This window comes from Pseudoalteromonas obscura (assembly GCF_030135505.1).
GTDB classification, from domain to species: Bacteria; Pseudomonadota; Gammaproteobacteria; order Enterobacterales; family Alteromonadaceae; genus Pseudoalteromonas; species Pseudoalteromonas obscura.
The window spans coordinates 259,149-284,834 of sequence record NZ_JASJUT010000002.1 but is presented as its reverse complement, the minus strand read 5'-3'; the positions used below and the strand labels follow the sequence as shown (position 1 = coordinate 284,834).

Annotated in this window: 29 protein-coding genes; 18 read left to right on the top strand and 11 right to left on the bottom strand. The window is 42.4% G+C overall.

Features of this window, described 5'->3' with window-relative positions; all coding sequences use genetic code 11:
- Window positions 1-14: 14 nt before the first annotated feature.
- The 5 genes from QNM18_RS05380 to QNM18_RS05360 form a co-directional block, all read right to left on the bottom strand.
- Window positions 15-2,561: an Ig-like domain-containing protein gene (locus QNM18_RS05380; protein ID WP_211009647.1), complete on the bottom strand. Its 2,547-nt coding sequence runs from the start codon at window positions 2,559-2,561 to the stop codon at window positions 15-17.
- A 146-nt stretch (window positions 2,562-2,707) separates the two neighbouring features.
- Complete coding sequence (locus QNM18_RS05375) at window positions 2,708-3,547, bottom strand: mechanosensitive ion channel family protein (RefSeq protein WP_284136608.1); 840 nt, start codon at window positions 3,545-3,547, stop codon at window positions 2,708-2,710.
- Window positions 3,548-3,581: 34 nt separating this feature from the next.
- Window positions 3,582-4,271 carry an LrgB family protein gene (locus QNM18_RS05370; protein ID WP_284136607.1) on the bottom strand — a complete coding sequence of 230 codons (690 nt, stop codon included), beginning with the start codon at window positions 4,269-4,271 and terminating at the stop codon, window positions 3,582-3,584.
- The gene (locus QNM18_RS05365; protein WP_284136606.1) at window positions 4,264-4,554 is read right to left on the bottom strand and encodes a CidA/LrgA family protein; all 291 of its coding nucleotides are present in this window, start codon (window positions 4,552-4,554) and stop codon (window positions 4,264-4,266) included. Before QNM18_RS05365 ends, QNM18_RS05370 begins: the two co-directional genes overlap by 8 nt.
- A 102-nt stretch (window positions 4,555-4,656) precedes the next feature.
- Entirely contained in the window at window positions 4,657-5,454 is a 798-nt protein-coding gene (locus QNM18_RS05360) for a crotonase/enoyl-CoA hydratase family protein (RefSeq protein WP_284136605.1), read from the bottom strand.
- A 248-nt stretch (window positions 5,455-5,702) separates the two neighbouring features.
- Between QNM18_RS05360 and QNM18_RS05355 the strand changes: the two genes are divergently transcribed.
- From QNM18_RS05355 to QNM18_RS05345, 3 genes are read left to right on the top strand one after another with little or no spacing between them, the layout of a single operon-like run.
- Complete coding sequence (locus QNM18_RS05355) at window positions 5,703-6,020, top strand: DUF440 family protein (protein ID WP_284136604.1); 318 nt, start codon at window positions 5,703-5,705, stop codon at window positions 6,018-6,020.
- An 18-nt stretch (window positions 6,021-6,038) separates the two neighbouring features.
- Window positions 6,039-6,863 carry a DUF481 domain-containing protein gene (locus QNM18_RS05350; protein WP_284136603.1) on the top strand — a complete coding sequence of 275 codons (825 nt, stop codon included), beginning with the start codon at window positions 6,039-6,041 and terminating at the stop codon, window positions 6,861-6,863.
- 6 nt (window positions 6,864-6,869) lie between these two features.
- Entirely contained in the window at window positions 6,870-7,328 is a 459-nt protein-coding gene (locus QNM18_RS05345) for a hypothetical protein (protein ID WP_211009640.1), read from the top strand.
- Between the two features lie 9 nt (window positions 7,329-7,337).
- On the opposite strand, the gene QNM18_RS05340 is transcribed toward QNM18_RS05345, so the two are convergent.
- Window positions 7,338-7,823: an FKBP-type peptidyl-prolyl cis-trans isomerase gene (locus QNM18_RS05340; RefSeq protein ID WP_211009639.1), complete on the bottom strand. Its 486-nt coding sequence runs from the start codon at window positions 7,821-7,823 to the stop codon at window positions 7,338-7,340.
- A 10-nt stretch (window positions 7,824-7,833) separates the two neighbouring features.
- On the bottom strand, window positions 7,834-8,742 hold the full coding sequence (gene ygfZ / locus QNM18_RS05335) for a CAF17-like 4Fe-4S cluster assembly/insertion protein YgfZ (protein ID WP_284136602.1): 909 nt from the start codon (window positions 8,740-8,742) through the stop codon (window positions 7,834-7,836).
- A gap of 239 nt (window positions 8,743-8,981) precedes the next feature.
- On the opposite strand from ygfZ, the gene QNM18_RS05330 reads away from it, so the two are divergent.
- Both QNM18_RS05330 and QNM18_RS05325 read left to right on the top strand, forming a co-directional pair.
- Window positions 8,982-9,233, top strand: coding sequence for an FAD assembly factor SdhE (locus QNM18_RS05330; RefSeq protein ID WP_211009637.1), 252 nt, complete (start codon window positions 8,982-8,984; stop codon window positions 9,231-9,233).
- Complete coding sequence (locus tag QNM18_RS05325; protein WP_284136601.1) at window positions 9,214-9,624, top strand: hypothetical protein; 411 nt, start codon at window positions 9,214-9,216, stop codon at window positions 9,622-9,624. Before QNM18_RS05330 ends, QNM18_RS05325 begins: the two co-directional genes overlap by 20 nt.
- 1 nt (window position 9,625) lies before the next feature.
- Here QNM18_RS05325 and nadB read toward each other — a convergent pair whose 3' ends face one another.
- Window positions 9,626-11,221, bottom strand: coding sequence for an L-aspartate oxidase (nadB, locus tag QNM18_RS05320; protein WP_284136600.1), 1,596 nt, complete (start codon window positions 11,219-11,221; stop codon window positions 9,626-9,628).
- A gap of 247 nt (window positions 11,222-11,468) precedes the next feature.
- Between nadB and rpoE the strand changes: the two genes are divergently transcribed.
- The 10 genes from rpoE to pdxJ all read left to right on the top strand — a co-directional run bounded on the left by rpoE (window position 11,469) and on the right by pdxJ (window position 19,923).
- On the top strand, window positions 11,469-12,050 hold the full coding sequence (gene rpoE / locus QNM18_RS05315; protein ID WP_023398661.1) for an RNA polymerase sigma factor RpoE: 582 nt from the start codon (window positions 11,469-11,471) through the stop codon (window positions 12,048-12,050).
- Window positions 12,051-12,656, top strand: a complete 606-nt coding sequence (locus QNM18_RS05310) for a sigma-E factor negative regulatory protein (RefSeq protein ID WP_284136599.1) — start codon at window positions 12,051-12,053, stop codon at window positions 12,654-12,656.
- 6 nt (window positions 12,657-12,662) lie between these two features.
- The gene (locus tag QNM18_RS05305; RefSeq protein WP_211009916.1) at window positions 12,663-13,613 is read left to right on the top strand and encodes a MucB/RseB C-terminal domain-containing protein; all 951 of its coding nucleotides are present in this window, start codon (window positions 12,663-12,665) and stop codon (window positions 13,611-13,613) included.
- Window positions 13,610-14,059, top strand: a complete 450-nt coding sequence (locus QNM18_RS05300; protein ID WP_211009633.1) for a SoxR reducing system RseC family protein — start codon at window positions 13,610-13,612, stop codon at window positions 14,057-14,059. The genes QNM18_RS05305 and QNM18_RS05300 overlap by 4 nt, the downstream gene beginning before the upstream one ends.
- Window positions 14,060-14,126: 67 nt before the next feature.
- The gene (lepA, locus tag QNM18_RS05295; RefSeq protein WP_211009632.1) at window positions 14,127-15,914 is read left to right on the top strand and encodes a translation elongation factor 4; all 1,788 of its coding nucleotides are present in this window, start codon (window positions 14,127-14,129) and stop codon (window positions 15,912-15,914) included.
- Between the two features lie 15 nt (window positions 15,915-15,929).
- Entirely contained in the window at window positions 15,930-16,865 is a 936-nt protein-coding gene (lepB, locus tag QNM18_RS05290) for a signal peptidase I (protein ID WP_023398666.1), read from the top strand.
- 2 nt (window positions 16,866-16,867) lie between these two features.
- Window positions 16,868-17,545 carry a ribonuclease III gene (rnc, locus tag QNM18_RS05285; protein WP_023398667.1) on the top strand — a complete coding sequence of 226 codons (678 nt, stop codon included), beginning with the start codon at window positions 16,868-16,870 and terminating at the stop codon, window positions 17,543-17,545.
- A complete protein-coding gene (era, locus tag QNM18_RS05280) occupies window positions 17,535-18,434 on the top strand; it encodes a GTPase Era (protein ID WP_211009631.1) in 900 nt (299 codons plus the stop codon). The genes rnc and era overlap by 11 nt, the downstream gene beginning before the upstream one ends.
- A complete protein-coding gene (gene recO / locus QNM18_RS05275) occupies window positions 18,435-19,184 on the top strand; it encodes a DNA repair protein RecO (protein ID WP_284136598.1) in 750 nt (249 codons plus the stop codon).
- Window positions 19,185-19,188: 4 nt separating this feature from the next.
- The gene (gene pdxJ / locus QNM18_RS05270) at window positions 19,189-19,923 is read left to right on the top strand and encodes a pyridoxine 5'-phosphate synthase (protein ID WP_284136597.1); all 735 of its coding nucleotides are present in this window, start codon (window positions 19,189-19,191) and stop codon (window positions 19,921-19,923) included.
- Between the two features lie 51 nt (window positions 19,924-19,974).
- Here the strand turns inward: pdxJ and bcp are convergent, their stop codons facing one another.
- Together bcp and QNM18_RS05260 are read right to left on the bottom strand one after the other, a co-directional pair.
- Window positions 19,975-20,448 carry a thioredoxin-dependent thiol peroxidase gene (gene bcp / locus QNM18_RS05265; protein ID WP_211009628.1) on the bottom strand — a complete coding sequence of 158 codons (474 nt, stop codon included), beginning with the start codon at window positions 20,446-20,448 and terminating at the stop codon, window positions 19,975-19,977.
- Between the two features lie 9 nt (window positions 20,449-20,457).
- Window positions 20,458-20,991, bottom strand: coding sequence for a glycine cleavage system transcriptional repressor (locus QNM18_RS05260; RefSeq protein WP_211009627.1), 534 nt, complete (start codon window positions 20,989-20,991; stop codon window positions 20,458-20,460).
- A gap of 311 nt (window positions 20,992-21,302) precedes the next feature.
- On the opposite strand from QNM18_RS05260, the gene bamC reads away from it, so the two are divergent.
- Window positions 21,303-22,364 carry an outer membrane protein assembly factor BamC gene (gene bamC, locus QNM18_RS05255; RefSeq protein WP_284136596.1) on the top strand — a complete coding sequence of 354 codons (1,062 nt, stop codon included), beginning with the start codon at window positions 21,303-21,305 and terminating at the stop codon, window positions 22,362-22,364.
- A gap of 65 nt (window positions 22,365-22,429) precedes the next feature.
- On the top strand, window positions 22,430-23,800 hold the full coding sequence (locus QNM18_RS05250; protein ID WP_211009915.1) for a YjiH family protein: 1,371 nt from the start codon (window positions 22,430-22,432) through the stop codon (window positions 23,798-23,800).
- 37 nt (window positions 23,801-23,837) lie between these two features.
- Here QNM18_RS05250 and QNM18_RS05245 read toward each other — a convergent pair whose 3' ends face one another.
- The gene (locus QNM18_RS05245; protein ID WP_211009625.1) at window positions 23,838-24,017 is read right to left on the bottom strand and encodes a DUF2897 family protein; all 180 of its coding nucleotides are present in this window, start codon (window positions 24,015-24,017) and stop codon (window positions 23,838-23,840) included.
- 275 nt (window positions 24,018-24,292) lie between these two features.
- On the opposite strand from QNM18_RS05245, the gene QNM18_RS05240 reads away from it, so the two are divergent.
- Window positions 24,293-25,627 carry an ankyrin repeat domain-containing protein gene (locus QNM18_RS05240; RefSeq protein WP_284136595.1) on the top strand — a complete coding sequence of 445 codons (1,335 nt, stop codon included), beginning with the start codon at window positions 24,293-24,295 and terminating at the stop codon, window positions 25,625-25,627.
- The last annotated feature ends 59 nt before the right edge of the window (window positions 25,628-25,686 follow it).

The following is a 25,686-nucleotide window of genomic DNA, read 5'->3' as shown; positions in this document are numbered from 1 at the left end:
ATAACAATACCTGATTAATTGCCTTGGTTCATTTGAGTTAACTTGTCGCCAATTGGTTTTGAGAAGTTATACCCATCATACTTATCCCAATTGATTGACCAAGTCATCACACCGCCAAACTTTGGATAGTTAAATGCGGGTTTGATAGTGCCACAGCTGAGGCCTTTGGTTAAGCAGTCCAATGCTGCGATGATGTTTGCTGTTGGTGCTTGTCCTGAGTTAGCTGATTTCGGACCAGATGGCAAACCGATAGCAACTTGGTCATCTCTTAGTGGCGCAAAGCGTGTGCCATCGGCTAGGTCAAATCCTTCTATGAGCATTTTAGCGTGAGCGACCATCATATTAACGGAGCCCTCTGGTGCGCTACCTGGTTCGTATGGGTTAGGTAAGCCACCATTGTTGTAAAGTTGCACGTGCAGTAAGTCTAATGTATCTCTAAGTGCGTCAATTAAAGGAATATAGGCACCCCAAATGCCGGTATATGCAACCATACCTCCATGAACATAAGGGTGCTCCGGTGCCATGGTAAGTACCATATTGCCGCCGATATTTTGTTCGATTTGTTTAAGTGCACGAGGTAGACGAGCTTGTATTTGTGAACCGTGTACTAGGTTAGAGCCACTTTCTAAATCGATATCCAGCCCGTCAAACCCCCACTCTTGTATGATGTTGGTTAGGCTAGATACAAACTTTGCCTCATCAGCATCGGTATTAAGTGTAATGGTACCTTCTGCACCACCTAGGCTTAAGACGAATACTTTACCCTGTGCTTGTAGTGCTTTCATATCTGCTTTGAATTGCACCGGGTCAATCGGTGGGCAGTTGGAGCGAATGTCTTTTTCAAATGGCTGGAAGTGAACCGTGCCATCGGAATTTCGGTCATTTTCTGCAAACGCAATATCGATAATATCCCATGCAGGTGACATCTGCGCGAGTGGGATAGGGCAGCCAGCTGGATTGACAAAGTTATGCCAATAACCGATCAATTTGTGTGTCTTACCTATCGGCTTATCGATGACATTAATCGTGGTACCAGCACTGCTTGCTTGGTTCCCGGCACTGTCTTTTGCAACAGCTGTAAGTGTCTGAGTGCCAAGCACAGCAGGTGTGTATACCCAACTGTATGGCGACGTTGTGTCACTACCTAATAGTGTGCCGTTGGCATAAAATTCCACACTGCTAACTGTACCTGTAAGTGCTTGAGCCTGCGCTTTAATATTAACCGAGTCACCAAGTGTGTATTGTGTACCTGCTGTCGGTGAAGTTAAGTCCACAACTACAGGCTTATCCGTGATATTCACTTGAATTTGCTCAGTGCTAACATTCCCTTCATTGTCTGTAGCACTCGCTGATAGAGTCACAGCACCAAGCGTAACAGGCTGCCAATTGACCGAGCCCGTTCCACTGGTAAAACTACCCAGCAATGTTTGATCTGCATAAAGCTCCAGTTGTGCCACAGTACCATCTGCATCTGTTGCTACAATGCTGACTTCACTGCTTTGCCCCTGAAGAAGTGTACTGTTTGGCTCTGGCGAAACGAAGCGAATTTCAGGTGCTATTGCGCAAATACCAAGATCGCTCCATGCATCCTGCCAATGTTGGCCCGCGCCTGGTTCGTATGCCCATTGTGCATTCGAACTACACCAGCCACCAACATCACAGCGGTATTTCCTATTGTTATGGGAAACCAGCTCACCAGTTTGGTATGTCTGGCCTGCTAGGTATGATTTAAGACCTTTACATCCACCTTGGTTGGACGATGCGATGTTGATATTAACGCTTGCATTACTGCTGGCATTTTTATCATCAACGGCAGATATCTTTATTTGCACTTGGCCGGTTGTATCACTTACCCAGTTATAAGAGATATTTCCATTTGCAAATGTCGCAACCTCTAAATTGTTGATGGATATTGATGCCCCAGAAATAGAGCCGTCCTGATCTGTTGCTGTCGCTTTGATGCTTACTGTATCACCCAGCGTAAATTGATTGTTATTGCCGGGAGATGTTAGCTCGATCGCCGGCGGTGTATTGATTGTTCCATCGGTAACCTCGATTGTTGCCGAGCTAGCTTGGCTGACAGCGCCTTGATCATCTGTTGCCACGGCTGAAACTACATGCGGGCCGAGCTGTGCTGACCATGTGACCTGATAAGGGGCTTGATTGTCAAAACCGACAGACACATCATCGACGAAAAACTCTACCTGGCCTACTGCACCATCTATATCTGCCGCATCAGCTGATAAGACAACGCTGTCATTAAGGGTGAAAACACTTCCTTGAGCAGGTGTTACTAATGTAACTTCTGGGTTTTGGTTGCCACCACACGCACCTAAGTTTTTCCAGACCTTAAAATCGCCAAAATTTTGCTGTGGGTCTTCATTTTGACTATACCACCTTGCTTCAAAGGCACTGTTTAAATGTTTTACTTGATCGCCAGCGCGATACACATCGGAAGCTTGCCAAGTGGTCAAGCCGGTACAATTTGCTGCCAGTGTCTGCATGCTAGATAGCAACAGCACGCCACTGCCGAGCAAGTAACTAATATTACTATTTCTCATTGTTTTTCTCCTTACATGTTGTATGTTTTGTGAACAAAACGTTTCCAGCATAGAACTATGTAAAGGGTTAATCAATGGCTTTTTTTATGAACGCTATAATGCAGAAAGGGGCTGCAGTTGGTTTATACCACCTGCAGCACAAAGGTTTATTCTGGCTTTGATGTGTTTGATTTAATAGTGACAACTCGTTGAGGGAACGGAATTTCGATATTTGTGTCTTTAAAACCTTGGTAGATTGCTTGATTGACATTGAGCTTATTTTCAATCAAAGATGTGGTGGGTGTCCAATATCGATAGCTGATAGTGATCGCGCTATCAGAAAATGCTTCTATGCCAACTTGCGGGGCTGGATTATCTGCGACATTATCATCATCAACCAGTATTTTTTGGATAACAGATATTGCTAGGTCGACTGGTGCATCATAGGCTATACCGACCTGACCCTCGATATGAGAATAGTTAAAAGAGTTATGTAATACCTCGCCAATAATGTGTTTATTGGGCACCGTGATTTCGACTTTTTGTTCATTGATTAAAATTGTATGACCGAGCTCTATGGACTTAACTTGTCCACTGACCCCTTTTATGGCGATAGTGTCACCAACAACAAACGGGCGAGTTGCAATCAGCGCAAGACCTGCGCCATAGTTTGATAGCATACCCTGTACTGCTAAGCCGGCCCCAAGAGAGGCTGCACCAATTGCCGCGACAAAAGGTGTGACACTGATCCCAACCTTTCCTAAAGCAATGATAATAAACATTGTAACAACTAAGACTTTAACAACATTTGATACGAAATTGGTCAAGGTAATATCAATATTGTGTCGTATCATCACTGCATGGGTTGCTGAGGCTAGTTTCTTAGCAAGCCATAAGCCCACAACTAAGATCAACAAAGCAGCTATTAGTTGCATACTGTAGGTAAGTAAATAAGTACGGATCATATCGTAGTACTTTTCAAACTGTTCTATTTCTTGCTCTATCAAGTTGAGCTCCTTTGAACGTCATGTTTAGTGCCTGTTAGGCGTATAAGCTATTGAGTATAGTAAAAAGTATCGGAACCCAAAAAGCGCTTATTATGGCGCTTAAGATCATAGCGACGGATGCAAAAGCACCGGCTAGCGGGTGGTATTCCATTGCAGCAGCAGTGCCAATCGCATGGCAACTGACACCCAATGCAATCCCCTTTGCTTGGGGTTGAGAAATATTGAGCAGTGTAAGTAGTTTAAGGCCAAAAACGCCGCCAAATACGCCGATTAAAATAACCATAGCAGCAGCTATACTTGGTACTCCCCCCAGCGACTCTGTGATAAGCAATGTGATAGGGGATGTGACCGACAGTGCCATCATAGTGCTGGTTAAATCACTGTCTGCTTGCATGAATACACATAAGGCATATGCAAAAATAGTAGACACGGATACGCCAATGAAAGCACAAAAGATCAATAGTTTAAATGCCGATTTTATATGGGTGTATTGCTGATACAGTGGGTAAGCGAGGGCCACAACTGCGGGTTCCAAAAACCAATCTATGGGTATACTGGCTTGGAAATAGGTCGGGTATTTATAACCGGTTAACAGCAATACTAAAGTGATTATAGTGATACAAATTAATACAGGGTTGAGCAAAGGGCTCGGCCAGCTTTTATAAACTTGTCGCGCAACTAAGAATAAGCCAATTGTCAGAATACAAACAAGTATACTAGTCACGGTATTTACCTTTTGCGGCAAGTTTACCAACACTGAATAGAACCAGGCAGGGAAGCAGAAAAAGTAACGATAATATTAAAAGTTTATGCTGTGCTATTAGCTGTAGGTGCTCAATAAAGCCAACTCCTACAGGGATAAAAAATAGTGCCATATATGCAATCAGTGATTGACATGTCGCAGCCAACCTTTGTGGCGCAAGTATACGACCTTTGAGCAACAGAAACAGCATGATCAAACCTACTAAAGGGGCGGGAATGTTTAGCCCGGTCAATAGGATAAGCATTTTGGCGCTATATAGGCATATAAGTACATAAAACATGCCGATGATGTAATTGAACTTTTCCACTACCTTATTCACTCAAAGGGTAAGGGCACGAATAGGATGCTATTTCCATTTTGCACGCTCAAAGTAAGGTTGCTTTTCGTTATTTTTTACACCATTTTTCATAGCGATACGAGTGTTTTTTGAGCATAAAAGCTTAATTTGATACCAGGTTTCCCGCCATAATAGCTGACGAGTAACTGGTTGGTAGGCACGATTGTAGAGTTGCTTGATCGCGGCTAATGCATCGGGCGAATGGCAACTTAAAGAGTCGATGTGTTGTTTTACATATGCCAGTGGGTTTTGATCAATTTTACTAATAAGACCAAACTCCAATGCTTGTACAGCAGGAATTCGCTCGGCGCTCAGTGCCATAGCTAAAGCATGGTCTTGTTTGACGTAGGATGGCAAAACAATGCTAGTGCCCATGTCAGGGCAGAGCCCCCAACGGGACTCCATAATAGCGACCTGTGTATTGGGGTGGGCAATTCTAAAGTCTGCGCCCAGTGCAATGTGCAGGCCACCCCCTAAGCAATTACCTTGCAAGATGGCGTATACAGGTACTGGGAGAGTACGCCAACCTAATACAACTTTTTGTACCAGGTTTTGGTTTCCCGGGAGCAATTTGAATAACAACTTAAATATTTGCGAGGGGTGCTTGGTGACACTTTGTACATCTAGTCCAGAGCAAAAGTGCAGTCCTTCTCCTTGTATAACAGCTGCTCTGAGTTGGCGGTTCGATTTGATCTGTTTGATTGAGTGAGCTAGCTGTCGAAACATATCATAGTTGAGTGCATTTTGTTTGTCAGGGCGGTTTAATGTTACCCATGCGATGTTATCGATGACTTTGTACTGAACCATGGTGGCTCCTGTATATTGTTATTTTTCTTTTTAGTAAATATTAGAGTATTAACATTAATCGTTCCACTGAAGCTTATTAAGTATAGATTTAATAAGCCTCAGTGGACATAATTGCGTTTTATGAGCGTTACTGTGTTAATTTAGTTAATGCACTTTAGCGTTAAATTTATTCATTACACCCTATCCTTGTAGAAAACGAAATTACGGATTTGGTATCATGGGGCTGGTTATAAATGAGGGGTGAGGACATGTCAGCAAGACTAAGCAGTATTGAAGAAGTAACACATCAGGCATATGATATTTTTCTTGAGTTGGCTCCAGAAAATTTATCTCAAGAAGATATCGATGTATTTAATGAACACAGAGAAGAGTTTGGCTTTATTGAAGAAGCGGATGTCGATGAAAGTTGGCACGCTGTCGTGGCATTTGAGCAAGAAGCTGAACGTGAGCATTTTGTACAGGTCACAATCGGCGTTGAATTTGAAGACGGTGATGAGGTGTTTGCAAAGGTATTGATCAGTCGAGACTTAGATGCGCCATTTTGCCATGTAGTTTGGAAGCAATAAAAAAGAGTCTGTTGTCGAGTGAAAAGAGAGAAGTTACTCCTATTTATATCTGCATTATGCTGTACTCAGGCGTATGCTGTTGATCCTTTTGAAGACTTTCATGAATATGGCGAGTTATCTGAAGAAGAGATCCACGAATTGCATAAAGGTGAATTTTTATATGGTGATGTTGAGTTTGGGTTTATTGCGAACAGTGGTAATACTAAAAACTCCTCATTTAAATTAAAAGGTAACCTCTATCAGGATTTTCAACATTGGCGTAACCAATTTAAAATTGATGGTCACTACGCAGGTGAAACAGATATTGAAACCGGTATTGAAGATGAAACTGCGTCACGTTACTTTGTGTCTGCGCAAACAAGTTATAAGTTTGGCATAGATAACGAATCATTTTTTCTTTACGGTGATTACGAAGTTGATGAGTTTAATGGCCGAGAATATACATCGACCTTTGTTGTAGGGTATGGCAACCGCATATTTGAAGGACGTAAGAATACAGTCGACTTTCATTTTGGACCTGGTGTCCTAATATACCGGGTTGACAATGAATCTGAATTGCTTCCACACCAAGAGAGAGTCGAACGAGGGTACTTATTGCGTGCCTCACTACAATGGGAGCGCAATATTTCAAAACGGACGCGGTTTAATCAAGATTTTAGCTACGAAAGATCTGTGTCTGGACTCGGTGCTAGGAGTTTTTCTGAAACAGCATTAATTAGCCAAGTTATTGAAGGCTTGTCACTTAAGGTTTCGTATACTTATCGGTATAATTCCGATCCAGAAGAAAATAAAAGCAAAGTAGATACCGAGTTTGGTGTGACATTTGTTTATGGTTTTGATTGAGGCAATATGTATCAAAAAACGCAGCTCGCATGGGCAATTTTTGGGATCTTGGCTTGGCTAAGTACTTTTGTTGTGATGGGGTTTATACTGCTTGGCGAAAATGTAGGGGTTATTGCCTTTGGCATCATTTTAGTTCTGGTTGCAATTGCCTTCTATGGTTTGACGATTAAAGTTGATACAACGGCACAACAGTTGAGCTGGTGGTTTGGGCCAAAAGTGGCGAAAAAAACAATTCGCTTTGAAGACATTGAATCCGTGCGCGCAGTCACCAACTCATTTAGACATGGTATCGGAATAAGAATTTCCCATGATGGTTGGGTTTATAGTGTGTCTGGGTTTAAAGCGATAGAAGTCAATATGGTGGATGGCACTAAATATCGTTTAGGCACATCAGATCAAGCTGGCTTGCTCGAAGCGTTAAAAGAAAAAGTTAAACAAGAAGTACAAGAAGAAAGCGCCTCGTAGGCGCTTTTTTTAATGGTCGTGGCCGCAGCCGCCCGCGCCATGCACGTGACCATGCTCTAGCTCATCAGCTGTTGCTTCGCGCACTTCCAAAATTTCGACATCAAAATGCAAAGTAAGACCTGACAGAGGGTGGTTACCATCGACTATGACTTCATCACCTTCGACACCTATCACAATAACAGCTTGCTCACCTTCATCTGTAGTGGCACGAAATTGCATACCGACTTCAACATCAATACCTTCAAACATGCTCTTTGGTACTGCTTGAGTTAGGTTGTCATTGCGCTCACCGTAGCCTTCTTCTGGCTTTACAGTCACGCTGACTTTGTCACCAGCTTGTTTGTCAATAAGTGCATTTTCTAAGCCTTCGATTAAAAAACCAGTGCCGATGATAAATTCTAGTGGATCTTCATCAAATGTATTATCAATGGTATTTTGGTCATCATCTAAAACCGCGTAATGCATTTTTACCACTGCATTTTGAGCAACTTTCATAGTATTTCCGTTAATTATCTTCTATAGAGTAAGGCAAAGCCTTGATGTTTAGCGATACTGAAAGGTTATCTTTCGGCCTCAGTACAGCTGAATTTTCTAGGTCGTTAGGTAAAACGGCCAATGCATAGTATGTTTTTGTTGCCGCATCATATGTTTGGCGGATAACCTTGCCAGCCCGGCGCCAATTGCCTTCATCAAGCTGCATTTCAAGATCTTGTACTTCGATACTTGATTCTGATTGTCCTTGAACAATGAACATAGCGCGTTTGTTCTTACCTAAATAACGCATACGGGCAACAGTCTCTTGACCAGTATAGCAGCCCTTTTTAAAGCTAATGCCGTTTAGCGCTTGTAGGTTGACCATTTGTGGCACAAATTCATCTATGCCATGCTCACCGAGTTGCGGTTCACCAGCGAGAATATCACGGACCTCAAACGTGGTAGAATCAAGCTCTACGGTATATTCTGTAGGTAGAGAGGTCGTATTTTCGAGAATTAAAATTAGGCTACTGGCATCTATTTTTAAGGCTTTACCGCCATTAAATGAACAGGCATTATTGTCTGTATCAAACTGCAAATTGAAGGTGTGGCAAACTTCATCAAATGAATCGGCCAGTACACCAAAACATTGGTGTTCGGACAAGTTAATGTCTACCTTAGCAAAGACGCCGTATTTACTTAACTCACGACATGCTGCTTCGGCCTCTGGCTGTGAGCCTAACAAGCAAAATGCATCATCTAAACGCAATACGCGCAGCGCCGCCCATAACTTACCTTTCGGGCTACAGTGACCAGTCCAAAGAAAGTTATTATCTTGAACTAAGTTCATATCTTGTGTTACTTGTCCGTGAAGGTAGCTGAGTTTGTCTTGTCCGGATACTAAGAGCAAGCGAAGAGGGAGTTGGTATACTGTGGCCATCAAGCTGATCCTGCGTAAATATTTTAGATTATGTTACCTGATAAATGGGTCTTGAGGTAGGCAAAAGCAAGATCAAATGACAATAATTCTTAACAATGACTATGCAGTGTACAGCTGCTTTTTAACTGCGCTTGCTGAGTTAGCGCAAATGAGTAGCGATCTGATTTTCCCCAACGACTAATTGCGGTTATACTGCTTGGCGAGATTTGTATGTTCTAGATAAGAGGTATTTAAGCAATATGGAACAATTGTATCCTAAACCCCGCATTAAGTGGGCCTGTCGTCGAGGCATGTTAGAGCTAGATGTATTGCTTGAGCCATTCGTTGATGAAGCTTATGATCAACTCAGCGATACAGATAAACTCACTTTTCAGCGTTTGTTAGAAGTTGAGGATCCGGACTTATTTGCATGGTTTATGGGACACGAGAAATGCCCGCACCCGGATTTAAGCAAAATGGTGCAATTTATTCTTGACCGAGTTCGCGTATAGCATTGCTTTTAAAAATAATTATGTAGACCGCAAAGTGCTTGCGGTCTTTTTTGTGATTTTTGCCTTCTTGTTACTCGTCTTAATTCCAGAACTGTGGTGGTTACATTTAACACTCTGTTATTTGGGTTACCGTCATGCATTGTTTACCTGCACTAAAATAATGCCCAAAGAGGGCGATATTACACTGATTGAAAAGGATATCTGGTTTAAATTAGCCAGTGAAGCTAAGCATAGCGAAGGTACGATAAGCTACGGCAAAGTATTTGCGTCGTTATTAATTGTGGAAGTGCGTTGCGAGTCTGGCGAGAAGGTTTGGTTAGCGTTTATGGCTAGTGCAATGGGCTCGGATGCTTGGTCACACCTGAGCCGCATTGCCTTGCAAGCCAAGTAAGCTAGGGCGTCAAAATTGTTGGCTTGGGCTGGCTGTGTTGCTCTGGATAATCTAGAGTGTAGTGAAGACCTCGACTTTCCGTTCTTGCCAATGCGCTGCGAATGATAAGCTCAGCGACTTGCACAAGGTTTCTAAGTTCCAATAGATTATTGCTGACTCGGAAGTTTGCATAATACTCGTGTATTTCTTGTTGTAACAACTCAACCCGTCTAAGCGCTCGCTCCAATCGTTTTGTTGAGCGGACAATACCAACATAATCCCACATAAACAGTCTAAGCTCATGCCAATTGTGTGTGATGACTACCTCTTCATCAGAGTCACAAACTTTGCTTTCATCCCAAGGGGACAAAGCGGATATGTCGGGTTGAGTATCTATATTTGAAAGAATATCCTGAGCAGCTGCATGGGCGAATACAATACACTCAAGCAGTGAATTACTTGCCATACGGTTTGCGCCGTGCAGACCCGTGTAAGCGACTTCACCTATCGCATAGAGGTTTGATATATCCGTTTTACCATTAAAATCAGTCATTACGCCGCCACACGTATAGTGTGCCGCGGGTACTACAGGAATAGGTTCTTTGGTGATATCTAGCCCGACACTTAGACATTTTGCATAAATAGTCGGGAAGTGTTCGATAATGAAATCTTTGTTCTTATGTGAGATATCCAAATATACACAATTCGCACCTAATCGTTTCATCTCGTAGTCAATTGCCCTGGCTACGACATCTCGTGGAGCAAGCTCTTCTCGCTCATCGAAGTCGGGCATAAATCGCGTGCCATCAGGGCGTTTTAAATGCGCACCTTCACCTCGCATAGCTTCGGTGATCAAAAAGTTCTGCAATTCAGGGTGGTACAAGCTGGTAGGGTGGAATTGGTTAAACTCCATGTTGGCGACTTTACAGCCTGCGCGCCACGCCATGGCTATACCATCCCCACTTGAAACATCTGGGTTTGATGTATACAGGTAAACTTTACTTGCACCACCTGTGGCAAGGGCGACATATTTTCCTGCAATAGACTCTACACAGTTGTGTTTACGGTTGTATACATAAAGTCCGTTGACCCTTTTATCATCAGCGGTTTTGTCGGTGATGAGATCAATCGCATTGTATTGCTCAAGCACGGTAATATTGGCGTGTTCGAGTACGCGGTCAACCAAGGTTGTTTGCACTGCTTTTCCTGTCGCGTCGGCTGCGTGTAAAATGCGTCTATGACTGTGACCGCCTTCGCGAGTGAGGTGATAACGTTCTTTGCCTTTGCTATCAAACTCCATATCAAATGGCACGCCTTGCTCAATTAACCACTTGAGGCATTTTTTTGCGTTAGAAGCTGTATAATGAACGGCTTCTCTGTCGCACAAACCACCACCGGCTTTCAAGGTATCTTCAACATGAGATTCTATACTGTCGTTCTTTTTGTCAAACACAGCTGCAATGCCGCCTTGGGCGTAAAGTGTTGAACCTTCCTTTAAATCCCCCTTACTGATTACAGTAACTTGGCAATGATTTGCCAAAGAAAGAGCGAGGCTTAGTCCGGCTGCGCCGCTACCGACAATAATTACATCTGTCTGATGCTGCATTTTTTTCTTCATGTTAGTGGTTCTTAGCTTTTAAAGTTTTATTACAACTACAAAAATTGCGTCTATCATATATCAATAATGTTCGCTGGTACGAGATAAAAATAGTAGTTGTGTATCGTCTACGACGAAGTAATACGGAGTATTTTAAAAAAAATATTAAAAAAACAGAACTTTTTATTCATGGTACAGTCAGACTAGCTGTAAAATGATGGCAACACTGCGCAAATATAAGTAATAACAAAGAGGAGTACCGGCTCGAATGAACGAGCAGGATTTGGATTTAGAATTAGTTAGAAAAGTTCAGCAAGGAGATAAAAACGCCTTTAACTTATTGGTTGCCAAATATCAAAATAAGGTGGCGGCGTTGATCTCTCGATATGTATCTAATTCAGGTGATGTGGCCGATGTGGCCCAAGAGGCATTTATCAAAGCGTATAGGGCATTGCCAAACTTTCGCGGAGACAGTGCTTTTTATACTTGGCTGTACAGGATCGCGGTAAACTGCTCTAAAAATTATTTAGTATCTCAGGGGCGAAAAGCGCCTGCGAGCGATATCGATGCTGAAGAAGCAGAGGTTTACGATGGAGCAGATCAATTACGGTCTAATGCTTCGCCGGAAAGTCTGTTATTGAGCGATGAAATTAAAGCAGTCATCTTTAAAACCATAGACGAGTTACCAGATGACTTGAAGACAGCGATCACTTTAAGGGAAATCGAAGGGATGAGTTATGAAGAAATCGCTGTGGTAATGGAGTGTCCTGTCGGAACCGTCAGGTCGCGGATTTTTCGGGCACGTGAAGCCATTGATAAAAATATTAACCCACTCATAGGTAAAGATTAAATGACGCAGTCAAAGTTTGATGTAAACAATGAGCAAATGACGTCTGAGATTTTAGACGCAGAGCGTGAACTCAATATGAGGAACCAAGCTCAATTAGATGCAGATAAATTTGCTCGCTACGCGCTGATTGGCGATGTTATGAGACAAAAAGAGCAATCGACGCCGTGTATCGATATTACAGCGAGTGTCGCTGCTGCGATTGCAGATGAACCTGTTTACAACATGACTGAAGAAGAGCCCGCACAAAAGCAGCAAAGTGAAAATAGCAATGTGGTGCAAATGTCTTTTTGGCGCCGGCCTTTATCTCAAGTAGCTATAGCGGCGAGTGTTGCATTATGTACTGTCATTGGGGTTAACAACTTTACACCTCAAAATAACATTGATGCACAAGCGCCTATGTTACAATCAATGCCTTTGACAGGTACTGTTGCGCCAGTGAGCTTATCGTCAGAACCGGCAATGCAATCAGCAGAACGCGGTGTTAGAGAATTGCAAAAGCAACGCATTGGTGCCCTGGTATTAGAACACCAACGCCAATCTAGAATGGCACATGCTCTGTCTAAGAATACAAAACAGACAGAAAAGGATAAACAAGAGGAAAATTAAATCTTGATTAAATGGCTCGCGGTTGTACTGAGTGTAGTGCTAAGCACTCAGGTATTCGCCAACGAAACTATCAATGCACGGCAACTCCTAAAAGATATGTCTTCAGCGGTGCAAGAGAGAAATTTTGACGCATCTTTTGTCGTTGTTAAAGGCAAAGGCATGGAACCATATCGGTGGTTACATGGGCAAGTAGAGCAAACTGATTTAGAAATTCTGACTTTATTAAACGGCGCTGGCTTAGAAGTTGTGAGAGTAGACGATGTGGTGACTTACTTTGAACCACAAACAGAGCCTTACTCTTTAAGTACAGATGTGATCGCCGGGCCAATTCCTGAGGTACTGCTACGCGATATTAGTACATTGGACTCGAGCTATGAGTTTGTCCTTGGAGGGAAAGAGCGTATTGCCGGCAGGCCTGCTCAATTGGTTAGGCTGGTGGCGAAAGATGAAAGTAAATTTAACTATTGGCTGTGGGTTGATTTGCAATCAGCGCTATTATTGAAAGCCGCGTATGTTAATCAAGACTCAGAGGTATTAGAGCAACTGCAGTTGACTCATATCTCAGTCACAGAGCGACCAGCTAGCCAGCTACTGGAATTGAAAGAGAAGACGCTGCCAACTCCAATTGCAGCGCTGTCTGATGACGGACCTGTCAAGCAACAAAATAATTGGCAAATTGGATGGCTACCGAGTGGCTTTAAGTTACTTAAAGCTGATAGGCACAAGCTAGATTTGAATAATGAGCTTGCGGATTATTTTCTCTATTCGGATGGATTGGTTGAAGTGTCTGTATTTGTTCAAAGACCATTGACTGGGCAGCGAGCGAGTGGTGCACTTACTTCTGGCGCGACCACCGTGTATGTGCACAACGCCGGGGCATTTGATGTCTCTGTGGTCGGTAAAATTCCTGTAGAAACGGCTAAAATTATTGCTGAATCTGTAAAGCGTTCCTTATGATAGAACAAACACTCACGGTGTCTGAGCTAAAAGGAAACACAGCTTGGCTGATTTCAGAACAGAAACCCGCATGCGAGGGCTGCAATGGTAAATGTGGCTCTCAAGTGTTTAGCAAGCTTTTTGGTACTCACAAAAAAGCATTCCCCTTACCAAATTCATACCAACTCAACGTCGGGCAAAAAGTGAAACTCGCATTGGATGACAGTAAAGTTGTACAGCATGCATTGTGGGTCTATTTGCTACCCTTGTTAATGGCGTTTTTAGGTATGTTTAGCGCGTTACTTATTTTTTCTTTACCTGAACTTGGTCAGATAGGCTTTGCCATAGTGTTTGCTGCCATTGGGTTTGTGATAGCGAAAATGAAGGGGCAAAGCCTAAAACATGAGGTAAAAGTGATAAAAATTTATCCAATTAGCCTTCCAGTCACGCAAATAGATGGTGATTGAGTCAAATAAATTGTAAAATGGGCGTTTAATCTCTATTTGTGAATAACAGAAGTTTAGAATCCAGTATATGAAGCATATCCGTAACTTTTCAATTATAGCCCATATAGATCATGGAAAATCGACACTTTCGGACCGCTTAATCCAGGTATGCGGTGGCTTGTCAGACCGCGAAATGCAGCAGCAAGTACTGGATTCAATGGAACTCGAGCGTGAGCGCGGTATTACGATTAAAGCGCAAAGTGTTACCTTGAACTATACCGCACAAGATGGCGAAACCTATCAATTAAACTTTATCGACACACCAGGACACGTTGACTTCACTTATGAAGTGTCACGTTCATTGGCTGCATGTGAAGGTGCATTATTAGTAGTCGATGCAGGTCAAGGTGTAGAGGCACAGACGCTTGCTAACTGTTACACAGCAATTGAAATGGACTTAGAAGTCGTTCCAATTCTGAATAAGATTGACTTACCACAAGCCGACCCACTGCGCGTTGCAGAAGAGATCGAAGAAATTGTAGGTATTGATGCATTAGAAGCTGTTCAATGTAGCGCGAAGACCGGTATTGGTATTGATGCTGTTCTTGAAGAGATTGTAAAGGAGATCCCACCACCTGAAGGTGATGTGAATAAGCCATTACAAGCGCTGATCATCGACTCATGGTTTGACCCTTACCAAGGGGTTGTATCACTTGTACGCATTAAGCATGGTCAATTACGTAAAGGTGAAAAAATCAAAATTATGTCTACGGAGCAAGTTCATATCGTAGATAAAATTGGTATTTTCACGCCAAAGCAAACCGATACGGGTGTACTAACGAGTGGTGAAGTTGGCTTTATCATAGCAGGCATTAAAGACATTCATGGTGCACCAGTTGGTGATACTATTACGCTTGCAAAATCGCCTGCAGAAGAAACATTACCGGGCTTTCAAAAAGTGAAGCCGCAAGTGTATGCTGGTATGTTCCCGATTTCTTCAGATGATTACGAAAACTTCCGTGATGCACTGAATAAACTGAGCTTGAACGACGCATCTTTGTTCTTCGAGCCTGAAAATTCGACTGCACTAGGTTTTGGTTTCCGCTGTGGCTTCTTAGGCATGCTGCACATGGAAATTATTCAAGAGCGTTTAGAGCGTGAATATGACATGGATCTTATCACGACAGCGCCAACGGTTGTGTACGAAGTTGAAACTAAAGATGGCGTAATTCAAATTGATAATCCGTCAGATTTACCGCCGGTCAATGATATCTTAGAAATCAGAGAACCAATTGTAGAAGCTAACATCTTGGTACCACAAGAATACCTAGGTAATGTAATTACGCTATGTATCGAGAAGCGTGGTGTACAAACTAAGATGAGTTATCATGGTAATCAGGTTGCCGTAACCTATGAATTACCTATGGCTGAAGTGGTTATGGACTTTTTCGATAAACTCAAATCGACTAGTCGTGGTTTTGCTTCACTTGATTATAACTTTAAACGCTTCCAAGTATCTGACATGGTTCGCTGTGATATTTTGATTAATGGTGATAGAGTGGACGCACTTGCGATCATTGTTCACCGTGATAATGCACAGAGCCGAGGCCGTCAGCTGGCTGATGCTTTGAGGGAGCTAATTCCAAGGCAGATGTTTGATATTGCGATTCAGGCTGCAATTGGCAACCACGTAATTGCCCGTACAACAGTGAAACAGTTACGTAAAAACGTAATTGCAAAATGTTATGGTGGTGACGTGAGTCGTAAGAAAAAGCTATTACAAAAGCAAAAAGAAGGTAAGAAACGCATGAAGCAACTGGGTAACGTAGAAGTACCTCAGGATGCGTTCCTTGCAATATTAAAAGTAGGTAAGTAACAGGAATTATTATTTATGGCAGGTTATTTTTCGGTCTTTCTCGTGCTGTTGACTTTGGGATCGGGCCTGATCTGGTTAATAGATCACTTAGTTTATGCACCAAAGCGTAAGGAGCGTATAGCGCTTGCACAAGGAGCATCGGAGCAACCGCTGGACCAAGAAGTTATTGACCAGATTGCACCGGTACCTGCCATAACTGATAGTGCAAAGTCTATCTTTCCAATGATCGCGGCAATTACTGTGTTTCGGTCATTTATCTTCGAGCCGTTTCAAATACCGTCAGGCTCTATGATGCCAACATTGTTGGATGGTGACTTTATTTTGGTGCAAAAGTATGCGTACGGCATTAAAGACCCGGTTTGGCGTTCACAGTTAGTTGATGTGGATGACCCAAAGCGAGGAGACATAGCTGTATTCAAATTTCCGTTAGACGAACGTATTGACTTTATCAAGCGTATTGTCGGTTTGCCTGGTGATCGTATTGTGTATCGCAATCGTCAGCTTTTCATTAACCCAAAATGTGAAGAGGGTGAGCAAAGCCGAGATGGGTTGGCGTGTGGAGAGTTCAACAAGATTGACGTAGAAATTGTTAATCGCGATGAGTTTAAGCAAGGTTCAATGCCACTAGTACGTTTGACAGAATCTCTACCTGATGTTGAGCACGATATTTTAATTAACCCGAAAGCACTGGAATTGTCAGAGCGCTATTACCAACAACCAGGTACGCGACGCGATGAGTGGGTCGTTCCAGAAGGTAGCTATTTCGCTCTTGGCGACAATCGTAATAATAGTCAGGACAGCCGCGTATGGGGTTTTGTTCCTAAAGAAAACTTAGTTGGAAAAGCTGTATTTATCTGGATGAGTTTTGATTTCGAAAATGGTCCAAATAGCTTATTGCCAGGCTGGGTTCCAACAGGGGTTCGTTTCGAACGCCTAGGTAATATTCAGTAACAATGAAAAAGAACGTCACAGAATTATATAAAAAAATAGGCTACGACTTTGCTGATCAAGCACTGCTTGAACAGGCAATGACTCATCGTAGCCACAAAGGTCAGCATAATGAACGCCTAGAATTTCTAGGCGATTCTATTTTAAGCTTTGTTATCGCAGATGCGTTGTACCACAAGTTTCCAAAGGCGCGTGAAGGTGATTTAAGCCGCATGCGTTCGACTTTAGTACGCGGTCAAACACTGGCTGAATTTGGTGTTGAATTTGGTTTAGGGGACTATCTGAGGTTAGGCCCTGGCGAACTTAAAAGTGGTGGTTATCGCAGGGAGTCAACGCTGGCTGATGCGGTAGAAGCGATTATTGGCGCGGTGTTTCTAGATTCAGACATCGAGACCTGTAAGACGCTTGTGCTTAAATGGTATAAAAGCCGTTTAGAAGCCATTTCTCCAGGACACAATCAAAAAGATCCAAAAACGCTGTTGCAGGAATATCTGCAAGCGCGAAAATTACCATTACCTGCATATCAAGTTATTGATACAAAAGGGCAAGCACACAATCAGACATTCACGGTTGAGTGTACTGTAAAGGGTATGGATAGTATTATTTCTGTCGGTAGTTCACGTCGAAAGGCAGAGCAAAAAGCCGCAGAGCAAGCATTGAAGATATTAAAAGATGAATCCTAACACCCACTGCGGCATGATTGCGATTGTCGGCCGCCCAAACGTAGGTAAATCGACTTTGCTCAATAAAATTGTTGAGCAAAAAGTCAGTATTACATCTCGTAAGCCTCAAACGACTCGCCATAGAATTATGGGGATACATACTGAGGACAATTACCAAGCTGTGTATGTTGATACACCAGGTCTTCATATCGAAGAAAAGCGCGCTATCAACCGTTTAATGAACCGTGCAGCAAGTAGCTCGATTGGTGATGTCGAGCTGATTATTTTTGTCGTTGAAGGAACATTGTGGAACCAAGACGATGAAATGGTTCTAAATAAAGTTAAAGAGAGCGGTCGTCCAGTTTTGGTCGTAATGAACAAAAGTGATCAGGTCAAAGAGAAAGAAGCCATTTTGCATCATATGCAATGGCTAGCCGAACAGCATGACTTTGTTGGTATCGTGCCAGTTTCTGCGAAGATCGGTAAAAATATTGATATGGTCAAAGAGGAAGTTAAAAATCGCTTACCGGAGTGTGAATTTTACTTCCCTGAAGACTATGTGACAGATCGCTCTATGCGCTTCCTTGCGGCGGAAATCGTCCGCGAGAAGCTGATGCGCTTTATGGGTGATGAATTACCTTACTCTGTCACCGTTGAAATTGAGCAGTTCAAGTGGCAAGACAATGGTGTATGGCAAATTAATGCGCTGATCTTGGTAGAGCGTGAGTCACAAAAGCGCATGGTGATCGGCAATAAAGGCGAAAAGCTAAAAGTCATTGGCCGCGAAGCGCGACGTGATTTAGAGGACATGTTGGACAACAAAGTGTTCTTGGAGCTGTGGGTAAAAGTTAAGTCTGGCTGGGCGGATGATGAGCGTGCTCTAAGAAGCTTAGGCTACGGAGAAGACTGATTGGATAGTGACTTTCGACAAGCATATTTGCTTCATCGGCGACCATATAGAGATTCGCAAGTGATGTTAAATATGCTCGTTGAAGGCGTTGGTCAACTATCCATGCTCGCTAGGATTAAAGGTAAGCGTGCGCTCAAACAGAATGCTGCTTTGCAGCCGTTTACTTGCTTGCTGATCCGTTATGCGGGTAAATATGACTTAAAGTATTTAAACGATTTCGAAATTCAATCACCCCCTTTGATGTTTAAAGGCACACATTTGTATTGTGCTTTTTATCTTAACGAATTGTCTCATCGAATAATTCCTATCAATGAACCACTTGATCATGTATTTTGTTTGTATCAAGACCATCTCAAGCGATTGTACAATGATGGGGATAATGGCCTTGCCATTAGTGTAAATAGCCAACAGCCTAAAAAACAAAACAACAGCGAACAAATTGAAGAGATCCTTCGTACATATGAGTTTCAGTTATTGTACGAATTGGGTGTCGGTGTTGAATTTGATTACGATGCATTTGGCACACCCATTGATGAAGGAAGTTATTACCAGTTTGTAAGAGAAGTTGGCTTTTGTCCTAGTGAAGACATACATCGCAGCTTTTCAGGAAAAACACTGCTTGCAATTGCTCATGGAGACTACGATTCCGTAGTATCTCGCAGGCAAGCGAAGGCACTAAGCCGCTATTTATTAAAACCACTGCTTGGAAATAAACCACTAAAAAGCAGAGAACTTTTTCAACCAAGGTAGAGTAATGAAAGATATTTTATTGGGCATAAATGTTGACCATATTGCAACCTTAAGACAAGCACGTGGTACGAGTTACCCAGATCCAGCTCACGCTGCAGCTGTCGCAGAGCACGCTGGTGCCGATGGGATCACAATTCACTTGAGAGAAGACCGTCGTCATATTCAAGATCGTGATGTATATGTCATGGCAAAGACTATTCAAACACGCATGAATCTAGAGATTGCGGTTACAGAAGAAATGCTCAGCATTGCGTGTGAAGTCAAGCCTGAATACGTCTGCTTGGTGCCAGAAAAGCGTGAAGAGCTGACAACTGAAGGCGGTTTAGACGTCATAGCAAACCAGCAAAAAATTACCGAAGCGGTCGAAAAGTTAACTGCTGCAGGAATTAAAGTCTCATTGTTTATCGATGCGGACAAGGGACAAATTGACGCGGCGAAGGCGACTAAGGCTCCGTATATTGAAATTCATACCGGAGCTTATGCGGATGCTGAATCTGATAGCGAGCAAAATGCAGAACTTGAGCGCATTAGAGAAGGCGTACAATATGCACATGCAAACGGCATCGTTGTCAATGCCGGCCATGGGCTGCATTACCATAACGTTAAACCAATTGCGCAAATGCCAGAGATTTATGAACTGAATATTGGTCATGCAATCATTGCACGCGCTGCGATTGATGGACTAGAGAAAGCGGTCAGAGATATGAAACGCATTATGCTTGAAGCTAGGCAAGCGTAAGTAGAGGCTGACTTGAGAATTAAAAAACCCAGCGTAGAGCTGGGTTTTTTGTTATTGCTGTGCGTTTAAGTGGTCTATGACCACTTGGTGGTGCTCTTTGGTTTTGAATTTATTAAATACGTGTTTAATTACGCCGTCTTGTCCAATTAAAAAGCTGAGCCTATGAATACCGTCGTACTCTTTGCCCATAAACTTCTTTAGCCCCCACACGCCAAACGCGTCGGCAATTGCGTGATCTTCATCAGATAGTAGGTCAAAGTTGAGCTCTTTTTTCGTCTCAAAGTTTTTTAGTTTTTTAACTGGATCAGGGCTAATCCCAACTGCAACAGTGTTTAGTTGTGCCAGTTGCTCTTTGTGATCGCGAAGCTGCTCAGCTTGGACTGTGCACCCAGGCGTCAAAGCTTTTGGGTAGAAGTAAACCAACACTTGGTTTGACTCAAGTAGCTGACTGAGTGCTACTGCGTCGCCATTTTGATTTTCTAATGTAAAACTAGGTGCATTATCACCTGCTTTTAATGTATTCATTAATGATCCTTAGCGAATGCGTCTGAAAACATACTGTACGTTTGAAATGCTAGAAAGTTCTTCAAACTTTATTTTAAACTGGTCAAAATTCAGCTCTGATGGCGTGTTAAATTCGAGTACACAGCGCATGTGTAGTTGCTTCTCTTCTTCAAAAGTATCTGATTTAAGAGAACAAATACTGATATTTTGCTCGGCAAGAAAACGGGTGACTCGGCTTAAAGTACCCTGCGTATCAATGCCTGTGTATTCCAATGTATATCCGGCGCTGTAGTCACTTTCAGTGTGGCTTGAAGTACGCTTCATCATGGTTAGCAAACCAAGCTCCATACTTTTCACGGGCAATGTATGCTCGACTCGACTAATTGCCGCCATATCACCAGCCAACAGCATTATAAATGTAAATTCATTTCCTAAAATCGCGATGCGGCTGTCAATAATATTGCAATTACACTCACTGACTAATTGAGTGAGTTCACCGACAATGCCTGATCTATCTTCCCCTATTGCTGTTAAAACAAGTTGATGTGAAGTAAAAGTAGTCATACCGACGTCCTAGTGAGCTTGCGCCAAAGTGAGTCATAGAGGCTGTTTTTAAATTTATAGCGGCGAATACTATCACAGTTTATAAACGAGTCCTACACGTTGTCAGCGATTGTATTGAGGTGAAGTATAGACAATTCAAACGCGTGATTCTTGTGTTTGCCAAGTTTGCCAAGTAACATAGTGCAGATTTTTTGAAATTTACTTGTCTGGCTAAATAGAAAATTAGTGTAAATGGCAGTGAACCATTTCAGCATTCCTTAATCTTAAGTGAAAGAATAATTACATAGTGGGTTTGCTAAGGAGTTTTATTAGTGCAGTATTGGGTCCCTAAAGCGCTAACGTTAAGCGTTATACTCGGTTTATCAGGTTGTAGTGTTTTTACCAATGACACGCATCAAAAGAAAAACTATCGTGTCCACGAGGCTGTGCAAGTTCCAGCAGATCTCGAGCAACCTTATCAAGATAAAGAATTCCAAATGAATGTGGCCGTCTATAACAATGACGCTGAGCCACTGAGTTTTCGACCACCTCAACAAGTACTGACACTTGCCAAAGGCAGCTGGGCTGAGGACAAAGAAGATGTTGCGCGTATATATTTTGATAAAAATGATGGTATAGACGCACTTGATGCATTTATTTGGCAAGCAGTTGAAGGCGTGATTGAAAACCATCAGTCTTCAATTAGTGCAGATGATCGTGCCAACGGCAAGCTCACCACAGGTTGGTACTCCATAATCAAAGCTGAAGAAGGTTGGTTTTGGGAAACAGTTACTGAGGTTTCAAGACAGAAGTTTGAATTTACATTGTCACAAGAGGAACATCAGCGCACAGCCTCTTTAGAAGCAAAACTGGTTGATTACCAAAGTGACAAGGTTGAACTTGACGACATGTTGCAGCAGCAGCTTGAAGTACGTGCGTTGAATGAAGTTGTTGCAGAATTCGACTATAGATACCGCTTACTTGAAGTCGAGTTGCGTAAACAACAAGGTGTACTGTCACTTGAATTAGGCTTCGATAAAGACGGCAAGGCGGCGCTTATTACACTTGCAGATAGAAGTTCTGTCATGGAACGACTCTCTAACTTCTTAGAAAAGCTGAGCTTTACAGTTATTCGTCTTGACGAAGAAAAAAATGAAGTGTTCGTTAGATACGAAGCGCCAGAAAATAGTGTTTGGGACTCTATATGGGGTGACGAAGTAACAACGCTTGCCATTGAAAATGGCGATTATACGATTGAAGTGGGTACAACAGACGATGGGCAAACCTCGTTAACCTGGTCAGATGCTGAGGGGAATGTACTTGACTCCGTGACTATGGAAGCACTTCAAAAAGGGTTGGTCGAGGCCCTGCGTAATCGCGGACTGAGTATATAAATACAAACCGCTAAGTAGTTCAGAAAAGAGCGAATGCTCTTTTCTTTTTTTTGGATAAAGAAATGATGTCAGATACAACGCAAACGTCGCCTGTGAATTGGCAAACATGGTTCGCATTTATTGTGCCGTCACTAATAGGTGTATTTTTATTTATGACGCCTGTTGCTGTCGGCGATGCAATGACAATCCCAATCGCGGTGTTGGCAAAAGAGTTGCAGCAATTGACTGGTCCTTTTATACACGCGCTGATTGTGACCATCGTGTGTATTACCGGTGTGTTTAGTTTAGTGATTAAACTCTTTAAACCAAGGATATTGCTAAACAACGAACTTATTAAGCACTTGTTTGATGTAAGCTGGTTGTGGGTTACTACCAGACTTTTTGGTATGGCATTCATTCTAATGACTTTCTTTCAGGTTGGCCCTGAGCTTATCCACTCAAGTGGTACGGGAGCCTTAGTTTTAAATGACCTATTACCTGTACTATTCTCAGTATTTGTATTTGCGGGCCTGCTCCTTCCTTTATTGCTCAATTTTGGTTTGTTAGAACTTGTGGGCACCTTGCTGACCAAAGTTATGAGGCCTTTGTTTGGTGTACCTGGGCGAAGCGCAGTGAACTGTGTTGCATCATGGTTGGGCGATGGTAGCGTTGGTATTCTGATGACTTCTCGTCAATATGAAGACAAACATTACACACAGAGAGAAGCTGCAATCATAGGTACCACGTTTTCAGCGGTATCGATTACGTTTTGTCTCGTTGTCATTGGCCAAGTTAAACTAGAGCACTTGTTTGCACCGTTTTACTTGACCGTTTGTGCTGCGGGTGTTGTAGCGGCCATCATAGTGCCTAGACTACCGCCGTTAAGCTTCAAAAAAGACGTTTACGTTGATGGCAGTACACATAATCAAGACTCTGAAGCTGTGCCTGAAGGCAAAACCCTATTTGGCCATGCTTTAGATGTCGCGCTGGTAAAAGCACATAAGGCCCCTGGTGTAAAAGGGACTGTTAAAGAGGGTGTTCACAATGCCCTAGATATGCTATTTGCGGTTCTTCCAGTTGTTATGGCCGTTGGTACATTTGCCCTAATCATTGCCGAAGAAACGCCTATATTTCAATTCTTAGGTCAACCTTTCATTCCTTATTTGGAGTTGCTACAGGTGCCTGAAGCCGCAAAAGCTGCTGAAACAATTGTTGTAGGTTTTGCTGATATGTTTATTCCGTCGATTCTGGCTGCTAGTAATATAGAAAGTGATGTAACGCGTTTTATTGTAGCTGCGCTTAGTGTGACACAATTGATATACATGTCTGAAGTTGGCGCTTTGCTATTAGGCAGCAAAATACCGGTCAACATTTTTGAGTTGTTTGCAGTATTTATTTTGAGAACATTGGTTACTTTGCCAGTGATTGCGCTGATGGCACACTGGTTAGTGGGCTAATAAGTCTGTGCAGTGAGTATTGCTAGATACTCACTGCTTATTTAGGTTCTTCTTTCTCTTTCTCTTTCTCATCACTTTGTTCGGGTTTGATTTGCTTATTAATCTTGTCTTTGACGTTAAATTTATTCGCATATTTAAGTAGCATAATATTGCCAATAACATAGCCAAAAACAGCGACGATGATGAGGATAACTTTCCAAGTTTCTAATTTTTCCAAAATAACTCCGGTGTACCTATTCAGCCTAGATAAACTTACGATCCATAGGCTATTGCTAGGTTGTATTATTACATGGATCACAGTCTACTAAATTCAGTGTCATTGTACGACTGATACGTTACTTATGCTCATTGCTTGGTATGCATGTAAATAGTGTGAGATATTCGCAGCTTTTTCTGTTTACACTTGGTATTATCTTGCTGACTAAGCATCGTGATAATTTTAGTTCTTAGTAAAAGTAAATTTGGTGATTTTATTAAATGGTTTGTGCATCCATGGAGCAAGTTTTAATTTGGCCTTCTCAATTTCCACTTTTGTTAAAAGGCCTAGTGGAAGACAATGGTGCATTCATTCTTGATGCACTCGAAGCGTGGCCTGAGTGCGACGTGGTAAAGGATGAGCAAGGAGTCATATCTCAAGTCTTGCCTCCCATATTTTACGTTGCATGGTTAAAACCTCTGGATCCATTCGAATCCTGCTTTTTTCAACATATTGATGAATATGATGATGAACAGCACAACTATGTTATTCAGTTGCTCAATCATATTGAGCAAGCCGGGATCTCTCGAGACGAGTTAACCTTGAAGTTACTGGGATGTTTGTCTCAGTATTCAAGCATTGCATCACAGGCTAAAATTCAAAACAAAATTTCATTTATCGATTTATTGCTCAAGTATAAACAGTTTAAGACGCTATGTTGGCTGTTACCGAATGGCTTTAAGCTTACGCCAGCACAAACTTGTGAGCTTTGGCTTTATGGTGAAGAGAGTAGTAGGCGATGTATACAAGAGGGTTATCAGGGTATCTTAGAAAATACCTCGTTAACCCAGACAGAAGCGGTCAAATACTTAAATGAAGGACAGGACTGCGAAGGTTTGCTTACACTCCTGTGCAACGAAGAAGAACGCTTACGAATACTCGACAATGCATTATTGGAGCAGGTTATGTCAGGTGCTGCGAAACAGTCGAGTATGCTCTCCTTAATAGAGAAGGGAGCCAGAGGTCATGGCGCGGACAGTGCTGGTAAATCAGCGATGATGTGGATCGTTGAAAAAGGCTTTGTTAGTGCAGCCAAGGCCTTACGAGAGTTTCACTGTGGTGTTTCACTGGATGATTTGGGCAGGAACCTGATGCATTATGCGGTGCTATCAAATTCTAGACCCATGCTTGAGTTGATTGAAGATATGGGTGTAGACCCAAGGTTAGCAGATGCGTCAGGTTGTACCCCTTATCGATTGGCAACAGAGAATCAGTCTGTAAATTCGAAGAAGTACTTGGAAAAGCGTGGCATCATTGAACTCAGTGAGGAAGCAAAGTACCAGAGAATTTTTAGGGTGTATGTTTTAAAAGCATTTGCTGTACTATTTTTGCCTCTGCAATTAGCTCTTTTTTTAGATGCCTCACGAGACAATAAGCTATCAATGGTGTTACTACTGTCAAGTTGCACTTTATTTATATTTGCTTTGGCGAGACTCTTGAAAAGAAGGCGACTTTTTCCTACCGCAAAACTGCCTTTGAGCTTGCGCTGTATAGGGGTGTTGAGCTGGTTGAGTCTGTCTATTCAAGCAATATTTACGGTAGTGATGTGTTTGGCTGTGGTCAGTATTTAACTTTTATGCGGTTACTTTAGCGTTTAGGTGTGAGGCAGGTTAGGATTACCTGCCACAAA